This window comes from Acidobacteriota bacterium, assembly GCA_038040445.1.
GTDB lineage: Bacteria > Acidobacteriota > Blastocatellia > UBA7656 > UBA7656 > Onstottus_A > Onstottus_A frigus.
In genome coordinates, this window is record JBBPIG010000038.1 from 26,104 (window position 1) to 40,861 (window position 14,758).

The following is a 14,758-nucleotide window of genomic DNA, read 5'->3' on the forward strand; positions in this document are numbered from 1 at the left end:
GGGCTCAAGATGATCTTCTCAAAGGCTACAGGTTATGGAATCCGCGCGCTGGCCTATCTGGCCAAGCACCCCCATACCGGGCTGTGTGGCCTTCAAGAGATCGCCGAACACGAGCACATTCCGCCGGTCTACTTGCGCAAGGTGCTCGGTGAGCTTCGCCGCCATCGGCTGTTGCGCTCGGTCAAGGGGATTCACGGAGGATACGAATTGGCGCGGCCGCCTCAGACCATAACGCTGTGGGAGGTATTTCGACTGTTGGAGCCGGACCCTTATCTGGATGCGTGCATATTGGGATGCGGCCCATGTGATCCTGAGTCATCGTGCGCGCTGCACGAAGACTGGCAGAAGCTGCGAAGCGGGTTGGTTGGGCTGATGCAAACCAAGACGATCTCCGAAGTAGCCGCCTCTGCTTCAACTCATCAGCAGGCTGGCGTTTCGGACACATAGCGACGGAGACAAAAACCGGAGCGGACTTATGTCAGACGCGAAGACTAGATTCAAATTGGTGGTGTTAAGCACATTCGTTGTCGCATCGCTCGCCGTCGTATCGGCGCAGACACAAGCTCCGTCGCCCGCCGCTACGCTGTTCGAGAAGAGCTGCTATAGCTGCCACAACATCGGCGGCGGAGACAAGAAAGGCCCCGACCTCAAAGGCGTCACCTCGCGACGGACTCGCGAATGGCTGCACCAGTACATCGCCTCGCCCGCAAGTATGAATCGCAACGGCGATCCTGCGGCGGCCGAGCTGTTTAAGAAGTACGCTCCCGAAGTCATGCCTGATCAGGCGACGACCCCGGACCAGATCGACGCGATCCTGGCGTTGATCGAGGATCTCTCGAAGAAGAACGAAACCTTCGTGCCCGCGGGCGCGAAACTCGCCAGGCCGATCGTTCCATCCGACATCGATGCCGGACTCGCGCTGTTCACCGGAAGCGCGCCACTTGAAAGTGAGGGCACTGCGTGCATCTCGTGTCACAACGTAAACGGAGTCGCCACACTGGGCGGTGGAACGCTCGGCCCTGATTTGACTGCTGTCAACACGAAGTACAAAGACCCGGAGCTGATCGGGATTCTCCAGAATCCCAACTTCCCGACGATGAAGAGCGTGTTCGGAACGCGCCCGCTTGCCGACGAAGAGATCGTCCGACTGTTCGCCTATTTTCAGAACGCCAAGCTGACTCAACCGGCAGCGCAGATGAACCCGGGAATCGTCCGGCTCGATCCGTGGTTCGTGGTGGTTGGCTTCTTTCTGACGTTGCTCTCGGTGTGGTCGTTCAGTTTGATCTGGCGGAATCGGCTTCAGGGCGTGCGCGAGCCGATTGTAAGCGCGGCCGCAAAGAGTCACAAGAGGCATAAGAGATGAAGGTTCAGGGTTCAGGGTTCAGGGTTCGTGGTTCAGGGTTCCGGGTTCGTGGTTCAACTCGGAACTCTGAACCCTGAACCCTGAACCGTTTTTTCCGGAGGAAACAGTGAACTGGATCAAAGACATAATCAGCCCTGAGACGCGCTCCTGGGAAGAGTTCTATCGCAACCGCTGGCAGCACGACAAAGTGATCCGCAGCACTCACGGCGTCAACTGCACCGGCGGATGCAGTTGGAACATTTACGTCAAGCAGGGCATCGTGACCTGGGAGATGCAAGCGCTCGACTACCCGCTGCTCGAGGACGGCCTGCCTCCATACGAACCGCGCGGCTGTCAGCGAGGCATTTCGTATTCGTGGTACCTCTACAGCCCGATTCGCGTGAAGTACCCGTACATTCGAGGCGCGCTGCTCGATCTGTGGCGCAAGGCCAAAGAAGAATTCGAAGATCCTGTCGACGCATGGGAGTCCATCGTCACCGACGACGAGTCACGCTCTCGCTATCAACGCGCTCGCGGCAAGGGCGGGTTCCGGCGCGGCAGTTGGGAAGAGATGCAAGAGATCATCGCCGCTTCGGTCATTTACACAATCAAGAAGCACGGCTCCGATCGTATCGTCGGCTTCTCTCCGATTCCCGCGATGTCTTTCTTGAGCTACGCCGCCGGCTCGAGATTCCTTCAACTGCTCGGCGGGGTGAACCTGAGCTTCTACGATTGGTACTGTGATCTTCCTCCCGCGTCGCCCGAAGTCTGGGGCGAGCAGACCGACGTCGCCGAAAGCGCCGATTGGTACAACTCGAAGTTTCTCGCGGTGATGGGATCGAACCTGAACATGACCCGCACGCCGGATTGCCACTTCGCCGCCGAGTCGCGTCACAACGGAACGAAGATGGTGGTTCTCGCGCCGGACTTCAGCCAGGTGTCGAAGTACGCCGACCAGTGGATTCCGCTTCACGCAGGGCAGGACGGGCCGTTTTGGATGGCGGTGAATCACGTCATCCTCAAAGAGTTTCACGTCGAGAAGAAGACGCCGTACTTTCTCGACTACGTCAAGCGATACAGCGATTCGCCATTTCTAGTGAAGCTCGAAAAGTTCGTAGTACCGCCTTCAGGCGGAAGTTCGTACGGCGGTCACAAACAATCGGTTGAGTTCGAAGGTACAAACTTTCCGCCTGAAGGCGGTACTACAAACTCCTACAAGCCTGGCCGACTCCTTCGCGCGAACAAACTTGCGAAGTACAAAGACGAAGAGAACGGCGATTGGAAATTCCTCGTCTACGATTCGATTTCGAATCAAGCTCGAATGCCCGGCGGTTCCGTAGGTCATCGCTGGGGTCAGACCCAAGGCAAATGGAACCTCGAGTTCAAAGACCCGTCCGACGGCTCGGAGATCGATCCGCAGTTGAGCTTCATCGATAACCCTGACGTCGTCGTCGAAGTTTCGTTCCTCGAGTTTGGAGCGGATGAGACCTTCCGGCGATCAGTCCCCGCCAAGTGGATCGAGACCGAAGACGGCAAGGTCCTGGTCACGACGGTCTACGATCTATTGATGGCGCAGTTCGGTGTGAGCCGAGGACTCGCCGGCGACTATCCCGAAGACTACAACGATACGCGCCTCTCATACACCCCTGCCTGGCAGGAGCAGTGGACCGGCGTTTCAAAAGAGACCGTCATCAAGTTCGCGCGCGAGTGGGCTTCGACCGCGGCGAAGACCGAAGGCAAGTGCTCGGTCATCATCGGCGCGGGGGTCAATCACTGGTATCACAACAATCTGATTTACCGCTCGGCGATCACGGCGCTGATGCTGTGCGGATGCGTGGGCAAGAACGGAGGAGGATTAAACCACTACGTTGGTCAGGAGAAGCTTGCGCCGGTCGCGCCGTGGAGCAACATCGCATTCGCGCGCGACTGGGTTAACGCGGTGCGCTTGCAGAACGCGCCGTCGTGGCACTACGTCCACAGCGAACAGTGGCGCTACGAAGGCGAGTTCACCGACTATCACCCCGTCCCGCAAGATGGCCCGCAGAACGGCGACCGTAGCTTCGCAAGCGGGCACACAATCGACATGCAAGCCAAAGCGGTGCGATGCGGCTGGCTTCCTTTTTATCCGCAGTTCAACAAGCCGAATCCGCTGGTCGTTCAAGAGGCGGTCAAATCAGGCGCAAAGACCGATCAAGAGATCATCGACCACGTTGTTCGCCAGATTCAGCAGAAAAAGCTTCCGCTCTCGGTCGAGAAGCCAAGCTCGAAAGCGAACTGGCCTCGTGTGTGGTTCATCTGGCGCGGCAACGCGTTGATGGCCAGCGCTAAGGGTCACGAGTTTTTCCTGAAGCACTATCTTGGAACTCATCACAACGACATCGCCGACGAGTGCGCCGAAGGAACGGTGAAGGATGTCGACATGAAGTCCGAAGCTCCGCAGGGAAAGATGGACCTCGTCGTCGATCTGAATTTCCGAATGGACACATCCGCGCTTTACTCGGACATCGTTCTGCCCGCCGCGACCTGGTACGAAAAGGCTGATCTGAACTCGACGGACATGCACTCGTTTATTCATCCGCTGTCGGAAGCCGTGCCGCCGTGCTGGGAATCCAAGAGCGACTGGGACATCTTCCGCGGCCTCGCAAAGCGCGTCAGCGAGATGTCGGCAAAGCATCTCCCGGCTCCTATCAGAGACTTGGTCGCGACGCCGCTCGCGCATGACACCCCCGACGAGATGGCGCAGCCGGATATCAAAGACTGGGGCAAAGGCGAGTGCGAGCCGATACCCGGAAAGACGATGGGCCACTTCACTCTGGTCGAACGCGACTACGTGAACCTCTACAACCAGTTCATCTCGCTCGGCCCGCTGGCGAGAAAGAACGGCATGGGCGCTCACGGTGTGAAGTACGCGATCGAAGACTTCTACGACGAAGTAGTCGAGTCGCAACAGCACACGATCGAACAGTGGAACGGCAACAAGTATCCTTCGCTCAAGCGCGCAGAAGACGCGGCGAACATGATTCTTCATTTCGCGCCCGAGACGAACGGCGAGCTTGCTTATCGCGCGTATCAATTCGTCGAGAAGAAAGTCGGCCGCCCGCTCGCCGATCTTGCGGAGAAGAGCCGCCACGCGCGCGCGACCTATCGTGACTTGCAGGCACAGCCGCGGCGGTTGTTGAACAGCCCGATGTGGTCCGGCCTCATGCACGATGGGCGAGCTTACTCGGCCTTCACTTACAACTACGAGCGGCTGGTGCCGTGGCGGACGCTCACGGGCCGGCAGCAGTTCTATCTAGATCACGAAGGCTACATCGCGTTCGGCGAGAACTTGCCGACTTACAAGCCTTCGCCGAAGCCCGCCGCTTATGGCGATCTGAAGAACAGCACCAAAGAAGGCAAGACGAAAGCGCTCAATTACCTGACGCCTCACGGCAAGTGGCACATTCACTCTACGTTTTCGGACAACCATCGCATGATGACGTTGTCGCGAGGCTGTGAGCCGGTGTGGATGAACGACGAGGACGCCGCTGACATAGACATCAGGGACAACGACTGGGTCGAGGTCTACAACGACAACGGCGTCGTCTGCACGCGAGCCGTTGTGAGCGCCCGAATTCCGAAAGGCGTGTGCATTCAATACCACTCGCCCGAAAGAACGCTGTCGGTGCCGAAGTCGCCGATGCGCGGCAATCGTCGCGCAGGCGGACACAACAGCCTGACGCGAATCCGGTTGAAGCCGAACCTGATGGTCGGAGGGTACGGGCAATTCACTTATCACTTCAACTACTGGGGCCCGACCGGAGTGAACCGCGACACTTTTGTGCTGGTGCGCAAACTCGAGAAGGTGAGCTGGTAAGAGGAATGATCCACAGATGACACAGATCAACGCAGAAGGACAATAGCAAAGGAAGAAACGTGCTTGCGGTGTTCTTGAATGAGAAGGAAGGCAAGGACCACGGACGAAGGCAGATGAAAACAGGTACCACGAGAAAGAGGTCGCCGGCGCTACGGCTTGTCCCCTTCCCCCATTTCTATCTGTGTTATCTGCGTTTATCTGTGGATGAGGCTCCAAGGAGATAAAGATGGACGTTCGCTTACAGATTTCAATGGTGTTTCACCTTGACAAGTGTATCGGCTGCCACACGTGCTCGATCGCTTGCAAGAATGTTTGGACCGATCGCAAAGGCGCCGAGTACATGTGGTGGAACAACGTCGAAACCAAACCCGGCACCGGCTACCCGACCGCGTGGGAAGATCAGACCAAGTACAAAGGCGGGTGGGAGCAGAAGAACGGGCAGCCCGATCTCAAGATGGGGGGCCGCGTCCTGCGAGTGCTGAACATCTTTCACAATCCGTACCTGCCCAAGCTCGACGATTACTACGAGCCGTGGACCTACAAGTACGAAGACCTGTTCAATGCGCCCGAAGGCGCCGATCAGCCGACTGCTCGTCCGATCTCAATGGTCACCGGCAAGTACATGAACGTCGAAGCCGGGCCGAACTGGGATGATGATCTCGGCGGCTCGCCTATTTACGCCGCGAACGATCCAAATCTCGAAGCGCTCACCGAGGAGCAACGCGCCGAGCTGTTCGAGATCGAACGTCTGGTGTTCTTCTATCTGCCTCGCATCTGCAATCACTGCTTGAACGCGGCGTGCGTCGCGGCGTGCCCGTCAGGGGCGATCTACAAACGCGGCGAAGACGGCATCGTGCTAATCAATCAAGAGGTCTGCCGAGGTTGGCGCATGTGCGTGACCGCTTGCCCGTACAAGAAGACTTTCTACAACTGGTCAACTGGCAAATCGGAAAAGTGCATCCTGTGCTTCCCGAGGCTCGAGACCGGCCAGGCGCCTGCATGCTTCCACTCGTGCGTTGGAAGGATTCGTTATCTGGGCGCCCTGTTGTATGACGCCGACCGCTTGCTCGATGCGATGAAGGTCCCCGACGACAAACTGGTCGAAGCTCAGCGCGATTTGATCCTCGATCCATTCGATCGCGAAGTGATTGCCGAGGCTATGAAGAACGGGATCGATGAGGGCGCAATTGAAGCCGCCCAGCGCTCGCCGGTCTACCGGTACGTCAAGGAGTGGAACCTCGCGTTGCCGCTGCACGCCGAGTTCCGCACGCTGCCGATGCTCTTCTACGTGCCGCCTCTGTTGCCGGTGATGGCCAAGAGCGAGGACGGACTCTACGACGCTTCAAACAAAGAGCTGTTCAGCCCGATCGAGAAGTCGCGGCTCCCGATGGAGTACATGGCGAAGCTGTTCTCGGGCGGCAACGTGGACCTCGTGCAATATGCGCTGAAGAAGCAATACGCGATTCGACTATTCAAGCGCATGGAAACGGTCGGCGATATAGACCATGCGACGGTGAAGCGCGCCCTCGAGCAAGTGAACACTTCCGAAGAAGAGGCGGAGCAAATATACCGGCTGACTTCGCTGGCCACGATGGACGAGAGGTACGTGATACCGCCTTCTCATCGCGAAGAAGCGATGCAAATGCTGAACGACGATACGTGGGCAGAGAAGGGCGAGGTCGGGTTGGGCTTTCGTGAGTTACCTGTAAGGGGCGCATAAGCTCGATGTCCGACAAACTTCAGTTTGTCACTCGCTGATCGCCGACTTAAGGACTCGCGACAAACTGAAGTTTGTCGGACTTTTCCTGGGAGGGTAACGATGATCAAGATACTTTCGCTGCTAGTCATAGCCTTATCGATCTCGTCTGCGGTTTTCTCAGCCGTGGGTCAGGATAAGCCTACGTCTGCGCAGGCGTCGCCGCCCGCGCGAAAGATCCCGGGCATCACAACTGAGGATGCCTTTCCCCGTGGCTGCGTGGACTGCCACACCAATCACCCTGAGATGAACCTGGACGCCAGAATCAGTTCGCTGATGAAGGGGTGGAATAACAAGGTGGAACCGGCGCTCCTTGCCAAGGCGCAAGCCACCGCCCCGACTGGCGTCACCTTGAAGGGTAAACACCCGGTCGCCGCTTTCGCACTCAAGAACATCCCCGCGGGCTGCCTGACGTGCCACAGTAAGAAGTCGACAACGGCGCCCCCCTTCGCGCAGATGCTGCACAAAATCCATCTGACCGGAGGGGAGGAAAACCACTTCCTGACGGTGAACCAGGGGGAATGTACGCACTGTCACAAGCTCAACGTGTCAACGGGGCTGTGGTCGCTGCCGAGCGCCCCCGAACCGTAACTGTTTCTTTGGAGCACTATGAATCATCTCTACGAAATTCTTGCGAGCTCGCTCGAGTACCCTGGCGAAGATTGGAACACGCGTCTCGATCGTTGCAAACAATGGTTGACTATTCAGGAGCCCGACGTCGCGGTGCAGTTCATCAGGTTCCGCCGGAAGGTCAAGGATCTCTCGATCGACAAGCTGCAGGAACTGTACACGCAGACGTTCGATCTGAATCCGGTCTGCACGCTCGATATCGGCTATCACCTGTTCGGCGAGAACTACAAACGCGGCGAGTTGTTGGCGAAGCTTCGTGAGACGGAAGCGCCGTACGAACTGGGCCAGGCGAATCAGTTGCCCGACCACTTGCCCGTGCTGCTCCGGTTGCTCGCGAAGCTCGAGGATGAAGAACTGCGACTAGCGCTGATCGGTGAGATTCTGATTCCGGCGCTGGGCAAGATGCTTGAAGCCCTCAGCCAAACCGAGAATCCGTATCGGGACCTGATCGAGGTCATCAGCAATGCGCTAAAGAACGAAGTACCGGAAGGTAGCGCACGCTGCCAGCTTGCGCCGGGTGAAGAGATCCCCGAGCTTTATCGCATTTCGGCGAAGGCGCCGGCCCGGTGAGGGTTAATGGAGTTCGTAGTTCGGCCTTCAGGCGGAAGTTCGTAGCGCAAATTCTCCGCCAGGTACGAACTTCCGCCTGAAGGCCGAACTACGAACGTTGGGAGTGATGATGCTTAACCTCGATAATCTACTCTTCGTCATGTTTCCCTACACCGTGATCATTCTCGCGGTCGTCGTCACGGCGCAGCGGTATTTCAAGAAGGGCTTCACCTACTCGAGCCTGTCGTCGCAGTTCCTCGAAGGCGGCGAGCTGTTCTACGGGTCGGTGCCATTTCACATCGGCATACTCGGAGTGTTGGCCGGCCACCTGATCGGCTTTGTGTTTCCAAAGAGTGTGCTGTTGTTCAACAGCGTTCCGCTGAGGCTGTATATCCTCGAAAGCACCGCGCTGCTGTTCGGACTGATGTGTCTGGTCGGCATCGTGAACCTGATCGTGCGCCGGCATATCTCGGCTCGCGTTCGCGCAGTGACTTCGCTGATGGATGTGGTCGTGCTGCTTCTTCTTTTGATTCAAGTCGTGCTCGGTGTCTACACCGCGATCTTCTATCGCTGGGGTTCGGCGTGGTACGCGGCTTCGGCGGTGCCTTATCTGCGCTCGCTGTTCACGCTTCAACCTGACGTGGCGATGATCGCGCCGCTGCCCATGGTGGTGAAGGCGCACTTCCTGAACGCGTGGGTGCTGGTGGCGGTTTTTGGTTTCTCGCGCTTGGTTCACATGCTCGTCGTGCCGATTCACTATCTGTGGCGCCCTTATCAGCTTGTGATCTGGAACTGGAACCGCAAACGCATTCGTGGCCAGGCTCCGCGACCGAGACCCGCTCCTGCCGAGGTGATAGTGCCGGCGAGCGAAAGGCCAGCCAAGAGCAGTCCGGCTTTCACGAGGTAAGAGGATGAGCTTAAGGACGGCAAAAATAATCTCACTGCTCGTGACCATAGCCGGCGCGATCGTGCTGCTGCAGGGCGCGACGTTCACTTGGCTCGGCAATCAGCAGGGCTACGAGCCGGCACAGCCGATTGCTTTTTCGCACAAGGTTCACGCGGGCGATATCCAGATTCAGTGTTTGTACTGTCACTCGGCCGCCGAGAAGTCCAAGGTCGCAGGCATCCCGGCCGCTTCGACGTGTATGAACTGCCACTTGCAGATCAAGAAGGACTCGCCCGAGATTCAGAAGATCACGCAGGCGCTAGCGGACAACAGACCGATCGAGTGGGTGAGAGTGCATAGTCTGCCGGATCACGCGCGCTTCGATCACAGCCGCCACGCCGCGGCCGGTATCAAGTGCCAGCAATGCCACGGCGCGATCGAGACGATGGAGCGAGTCTCGCAGTTCGAGACGCTTTCGATGGGAATGTGCGTGACGTGTCACAGGACTCATCGCGAGGTGACTTTGGATGAGAACGGCAAGCCGGTGATTTCACGCGAGGCGACGCCGAAGAGATTGATGGCTTCGACTGATTGTTCGGTTTGTCACCACTGAACGCTGGCGGGCATGTAGGGGCGGCCCTCCGTGGCCGCCCCTCCTCGGCCGACCAGCGCAAGCCTCAGCATGGAGGGGCGGCCACAGAGTGCCGCCCTTACAAGGTCAAAAATGAGCGGCGAAAAGCTTTGGAAGAGATTCCAGCAACAAGACGCGGACGACGTGCCGCAGCTCGTCAATATTGACTCATCGCGGTTGCCCCGCTCTGGAGTGTCAAGGCGAACCTTCATTGAAATGATCGGTTTCTCGGCTGCGGCGCTCGCATTCACCAGTTGCCGCGCGCCCGAACAGAAGATCATTCCGTACCTGAAACAACCAGTCGAGTTCACTCCCGGCGTTGCGAGTTGGTTTGCTTCCACGTGCGCCGGCTGCAGCGCCGGTTGCGGAGTGTTGGTCAAAGTTCGCGACGGCCGGCCGATCAAGATCGAAGGCAATCCCGAACATCCGCTAAACGGCGGCGGTCTGTGCGCGGTGGCTCACGGAATGGTTTTCGGCCTTTACGATTCGGATCGCCTAAGGCAGCCGCTGATCGGCTCGAAGCCGGCTACGTGGGCGGACGTTGATCGTCAGATCATCGACATCCTCGCCGCGACACAGAAGACCGGCGAAAAAGTCCGCGTGCTCACCGGGACGATCACGAGTCCTACTTCGCGAGAAGCAATCGCAAAGTTTCTGAGTCAATTCAAGGATGGAAAACACATCGTCTACGAAGCGGTCTCCACCGCGGCCATACGAGAAGCTCACGCGCGCACTCACAAGGCCGCCGCGATGCCGCAATACCGATTCGACCGAGCGAAACTGGTCGTGAGCTTTGGCGCTGATTTCCTCGGAACGTGGATCGCGCCTACTCAGTTCACACGCGGGTACTCGACCGCGCGCGACCTCCGCGAAGGACGCCGCGAGATGTTGCGCCACGTTCAGTTCGAATCATTGATGTCGCTGACCGGCAGCAATGCCGACACACGCGTGAAGGTTTCGCCTTTCGAAGAGATCGACGCGTTGCTGCTGCTGGCGAAGCTCATCGCCGCGAACGATGCAAGTAGCTCGGCATTCGCGACGATCGATGACTCGCGCATCAGCCCGCGCGTGCGTGAAGCGGTTCAGCAAACTGCGAACGAACTCCTGAAGCTTCACGGCCAGTCTTTGGTTATCAGCGGCTCAAACGATATCGATGTCCAATGCGTGGTCAATGCTATCAATCAAGCGCTGGGCAATTACGGTAGAACGCTCGACCTGAATGCGCCCAGCGAGCAGAAGCAAGGCGCCGATCAGGAGATGGTCGAGCTTGTGCGCGAGATGAACGCGGGCGAGGTCGGCGCGCTGATCATATCCGGAGTGAATCCGGCTTACGACTATTACGCCAGCGAAGAGTTCACGAACGCGCTTGCAAAGGTCCCGCTGAAGATCTCGTTGAATCCGACGCTTGATGAGACTTCGAGGCTGGTCGATTACGTTTGCCCACAGCATCACTTCCTCGAAACGTGGGACGATGCCGAGCCGGTGCGCGGTGTCCTTAGCTTGAACCAGCCGACAATCGCTCCGCTGTTTCAGACGCGGGCCTATCAAGAGAGCCTGCTCAGATGGAGCGGCGACGGGCGTCCGTTCTACGACGTGCTTCGTCAGTCGTGGAATGAGAAGCTCTTCACGCAGCAAAAGACGCACGCGACCTTTGATGGGTTCTGGGACCACTCGCTTCAAGACGGCTTTGCTGTATTGCAAACGCAGTCGGCGGAACAACCGTCCTTTGCCACAGATCAGATGGGCAAATCGGTCGAAAGATTGAGGGCGCGGTCTGCGGATTACGAGAGCAAGCTGGCAGCGTTGTTCTACGAGAAGATCGGGCTTCGCGACGGGACTCACGCGAACAACCCGTGGCTGCACGAGCTGCCCGATCCGATCAGCAAGATCACCTGGGACAACTACGCGTGCGTTTCTCCGAAGCTCGCCGGGAAGCTTGAGCTTGAAGAAGGAACGATCGTTCGCATATCGAACCCGGCAACTACGATCGAGCTTCCAGTACACATTCAACCAGGACAGCACGACGACTGCGTCGCCATCGCGCTGGGCTACGGACGAACGAGCGCCGGCAAGGCGGGCAACAACATCGGCGTGAGCGCGTATCCGCTGGTCCGGTTCGATAACGGGACGTTTCAATACCAAACGGCGGGAATCACGCTCGAGAAGACCGCGGCCAAGGTTCAGCTTGCTTCTACCCAGCTTCATCAGACGCTCGGCGGGCGGCCGCTTATCAAACAGTTCACGCTCGACGATTACCTGAAAGAACACAAGGCCGAAGAACATCTCAAAGAGTCGAAGAGCATCTGGAAAGATTACCAATACGGCGAGCACAAGTGGGCGATGGTCGTTGACCTGAACGCCTGCATAGGTTGCTCGGCCTGCATCTTGAGCTGCCAAGCTGAAAACAACGTTCCCGTGGTCGGCAAAGACGAGGTTCGCCGCCAGCGCGAGATGCATTGGATAAGGCTCGACCGCTACACGCTCGGTTCGGATGACAACCCGACGGTCGCTTATCAACCGGTGTTGTGCAATCAATGCGACAACGCTTCGTGCGAGAGCGTGTGCCCGGTGCTCGCTACGGTGCACAGCAGCGAAGGCTTGAACATGCAGGTCTACAACCGCTGCGTCGGCACGCGCTACTGTGAGAACAATTGCCCGTACAAGGTGCGGCGCTTCAACTGGTTTGAGAATCAACACGCCGATCCGATCGCGAATCTCGCGCTGAATCCTGACGTGACCGTACGCAGCCGAGGCGTTATGGAGAAGTGCACCTTCTGCGTGCAGCGAATCGAACAAGCCAAGATTCACGCGCGCAATGAGGGTCGCAGCATTCGCGACGGCGAGATTCAGACCGCGTGTCAGCAGAGCTGTCCGGCTCGCGCGATAACCTTCGGCGATCTTGTCGACGATGAGAGCAAGGTAGGCAAACTGAAGCACGACGAGCGCGACTACCTTCTCCTTGAAGAGCTGAACCTTCGACCCCAAATCAGCTACCTGGCTAAAGTGCGAAACAGCGGGGAGGTTGAGGCATAACCATGGCAGTCGCCATCAAGCATTCCGATCACGGCGAGATGAAACTCGCACTAGAGCACCAGGCTGTCTCGAGCCTTCGTCAGCCCTTGATCGAAGGCGAGAAAAGCTACAGCGAGGTCACGACCGACATCTGCAAGCTGCTCGATAACAAGCCGGGCGCCGGCTGGTGGATCGCCTTCTCAGTTTCGTTCTGTTTGCTCATCGTGGGCGCAATCGCGACTACCTACACCGTCACGACTGGCATCGGGACGTGGGGATTGAACAAGACAATCGGCTGGGCGTTTGACATAACCAACTTCGTATTCTGGATCGGGATCGGTCACGCGGGCACGTTCATTTCGGCGGTTCTTTTCTTGTTCAATCAGAAGTGGCGCACGTCGGTTAATCGCTCGGCTGAAGCGATGACGCTGATAGCCGTGATGTGCGCGGGGTTGTTTCCGGTTATCCACATGGGAAGGCCGTGGTTGTTCTACTGGATTCTGCCCTATCCAAATGCGCGCGGGTCCTTGTGGGTGAACTTCCGTTCGCCGCTGGTGTGGGACTTCTTCGCGATCTCGACTTACTTCACGATCTCGCTGGTGTTTTGGTATCTCGGCCTCGTGCCTGATCTGGCGACCGCGCGCGATCGAACAGTCTCGAAGTTCAAGCGAGGGCTGTATCGCATCTTCAGCCTTGGATGGAACGGGTCGAATCGAACGTGGTCCCGATACGAGACGGTTTACCTGGTGCTGGCGGCACTGGCGACTCCGCTGGTGCTGTCAGTCCACAGCATCGTGAGCTTCGACTTCGCGACTTCGTTGATACCAGGATGGCACTCGACGATCTTTCCGCCCTACTTCGTTGCGGGCGCGGTGTTTTCGGGATTCGCGATGGTGATGACGTTGATGATCCTGGTGCGCAAGCTCATGCACCTCGAACAATACATCACGGAGCGTCACCTCGAGAACATGTGCAAGGTGACTCTGCTGACAGGCTCGATCGTGACGATTGCGTATCTGACCGAAGTCTTTATTGGGTTCTACAGCGGCAATCCGAACGAGATGTTTGTGATCCTCAACCGAGGGCTCGGGCCGTACGCGTGGGCCTACTGGACGATGGTGACCTGCAATGCGATCGTGCCGCAGTTGTTTTGGTTTAAGCGAGTTCGCACGACGATTCCGGTGATCTTTGTGCTGTCGATACTGGTCAACGTCGGAATGTGGTTCGAGCGTTTCGTGATCATTGTGACTTCGTTGCATCGGGATTTTCTGCCGTCGAGTTGGGCGATGTACACGCCTACAGTCACCGAGGTTGGGATTCTACTGGGCAGCTTCGGGCTGTTCTTCACGCTGTTCCTGCTCTTCTTGAGACTCTTCCCGGCGATCTCGATGAGCGAAGTGAAGGGGGTGCTCCATTATGCGCGACGATAAAGCGCAAGCGAACAGCAGGTACACGGCAGCGGTGTTCAGAAACGAAGAAGAGCTGTTCTCTGCAGTCTTGGAAGCTCGCGCATCGGGCTTTGAGATCCACGACGTGTACACGCCGTTTCCGGTGCACGGCATGGATCAGGCCGCCGGGTTGAAGCGCTCGCGGTTGACGTGGATCGCACTGATAGCGGGAGCGATCGGGTTGATATTCGGGCTTGGGTTGCAGGTGTGGACCTCGGCTTATGACTGGCCCCTGAACGTCGGAGGCAAGCCGTTCAATTCGTTTCCGCTGTTCATCCCGGTGACCTTTGAGTTGACGGTGTTGTTCTCAGGTCTGATCGCGATCGGCGTGTTGCTGGTGCGGAATCGACTCTGGCTGTTCAGCAAGCGATTGGTGTTCAGCCGCGTGACGGATGACCGTTTCGTGATCGTGTTGAAGCAGTCCGACGCCTCGTTCGACGTGAGCCGAGCTATGAAGCTGTTCGCCAAACACGGCGCGATCAAGGTAATCGAGGGGGATCAGTTCGTTTAGGGCATGTAGGGGCGGCCCTCCGTGGCCGCCCCTCGTTGGTTTAGTTTTTTGTTTTAACCGGAGAGCGGGGGCGCCAGGGGGGCGTGCCGACAAGGAGGTGTTGGGGTTGGTGTAGTAATAGCGGCGAATGTTTTGGG

The 14,758-nt window shown here is 57.9% G+C and carries 11 protein-coding genes; all 11 read left to right on the forward strand.

The window, feature by feature from the left end:
- Positions 1-9: 9 nt before the first annotated feature.
- The 11 genes from AABO57_26510 to AABO57_26560 all read left to right on the forward strand — a co-directional run bounded on the left by AABO57_26510 (position 10) and on the right by AABO57_26560 (position 14,621).
- Positions 10-447 (forward strand): Rrf2 family transcriptional regulator, encoded by a 438-nt coding sequence (locus AABO57_26510; GenBank protein MEK6289280.1) that lies wholly within the window; start codon positions 10-12, stop codon positions 445-447.
- Positions 448-475: 28 nt separating this feature from the next.
- Positions 476-1,363: a c-type cytochrome gene (locus AABO57_26515; GenBank protein MEK6289281.1), complete on the forward strand. Its 888-nt coding sequence runs from the start codon at positions 476-478 to the stop codon at positions 1,361-1,363.
- Positions 1,364-1,469: 106 nt separating this feature from the next.
- Positions 1,470-5,198, forward strand: a complete 3,729-nt coding sequence (locus AABO57_26520) for a nitrate reductase subunit alpha (GenBank protein MEK6289282.1) — start codon at positions 1,470-1,472, stop codon at positions 5,196-5,198.
- Positions 5,199-5,424: 226 nt separating this feature from the next.
- A complete protein-coding gene (narH, locus tag AABO57_26525) occupies positions 5,425-6,918 on the forward strand; it encodes a nitrate reductase subunit beta (GenBank protein MEK6289283.1) in 1,494 nt (497 codons plus the stop codon).
- A gap of 99 nt (positions 6,919-7,017) precedes the next feature.
- A complete protein-coding gene (locus AABO57_26530) occupies positions 7,018-7,545 on the forward strand; it encodes a hypothetical protein (protein ID MEK6289284.1) in 528 nt (175 codons plus the stop codon).
- An 18-nt stretch (positions 7,546-7,563) separates the two neighbouring features.
- Positions 7,564-8,154, forward strand: a complete 591-nt coding sequence (gene narJ, locus AABO57_26535) for a nitrate reductase molybdenum cofactor assembly chaperone (GenBank protein MEK6289285.1) — start codon at positions 7,564-7,566, stop codon at positions 8,152-8,154.
- 109 nt (positions 8,155-8,263) lie between these two features.
- Positions 8,264-9,040 (forward strand): respiratory nitrate reductase subunit gamma, encoded by a 777-nt coding sequence (narI, locus tag AABO57_26540; protein ID MEK6289286.1) that lies wholly within the window; start codon positions 8,264-8,266, stop codon positions 9,038-9,040.
- 4 nt (positions 9,041-9,044) lie between these two features.
- Positions 9,045-9,632: a cytochrome c3 family protein gene (locus AABO57_26545; GenBank protein MEK6289287.1), complete on the forward strand. Its 588-nt coding sequence runs from the start codon at positions 9,045-9,047 to the stop codon at positions 9,630-9,632.
- A 111-nt stretch (positions 9,633-9,743) separates the two neighbouring features.
- A complete protein-coding gene (locus AABO57_26550) occupies positions 9,744-12,683 on the forward strand; it encodes a 4Fe-4S dicluster domain-containing protein (GenBank protein MEK6289288.1) in 2,940 nt (979 codons plus the stop codon).
- Positions 12,684-12,721: 38 nt separating this feature from the next.
- On the forward strand, positions 12,722-14,092 hold the full coding sequence (gene nrfD, locus AABO57_26555; GenBank protein ID MEK6289289.1) for an NrfD/PsrC family molybdoenzyme membrane anchor subunit: 1,371 nt from the start codon (positions 12,722-12,724) through the stop codon (positions 14,090-14,092).
- Complete coding sequence (locus AABO57_26560) at positions 14,079-14,621, forward strand: DUF3341 domain-containing protein (protein MEK6289290.1); 543 nt, start codon at positions 14,079-14,081, stop codon at positions 14,619-14,621. The genes nrfD and AABO57_26560 overlap by 14 nt, the downstream gene beginning before the upstream one ends.
- Positions 14,622-14,758 lie beyond the last annotated feature (137 nt).

Bases quoted from the DNA above. Each gene is read 5' to 3' on its own strand.
- AABO57_26560 (MEK6289290.1), top strand. From the start codon at position 14,079: ATGCGCGACGATAAAGCGCAAGCGAACAGCAGGTACACGGCAGCGGTG.
- narH (MEK6289283.1), top strand. From the start codon at position 5,425: ATGGACGTTCGCTTACAGATTTCAATGGTGTTTCACCTTGACAAGTGT.
- AABO57_26530 (MEK6289284.1), top strand. From the start codon at position 7,018: ATGATCAAGATACTTTCGCTGCTAGTCATAGCCTTATCGATCTCGTCT.
- nrfD (MEK6289289.1), top strand. From the start codon at position 12,722: ATGAAACTCGCACTAGAGCACCAGGCTGTCTCGAGCCTTCGTCAGCCC.
- AABO57_26550 (MEK6289288.1), top strand. From the start codon at position 9,744: ATGAGCGGCGAAAAGCTTTGGAAGAGATTCCAGCAACAAGACGCGGAC.
- narI (MEK6289286.1), top strand. From the start codon at position 8,264: ATGCTTAACCTCGATAATCTACTCTTCGTCATGTTTCCCTACACCGTG.
- AABO57_26545 (MEK6289287.1), top strand. From the start codon at position 9,045: ATGAGCTTAAGGACGGCAAAAATAATCTCACTGCTCGTGACCATAGCC.
- AABO57_26510 (MEK6289280.1), top strand. From the start codon at position 10: ATGATCTTCTCAAAGGCTACAGGTTATGGAATCCGCGCGCTGGCCTAT.
- narJ (MEK6289285.1), top strand. From the start codon at position 7,564: ATGAATCATCTCTACGAAATTCTTGCGAGCTCGCTCGAGTACCCTGGC.
- AABO57_26515 (MEK6289281.1), top strand. From the start codon at position 476: ATGTCAGACGCGAAGACTAGATTCAAATTGGTGGTGTTAAGCACATTC.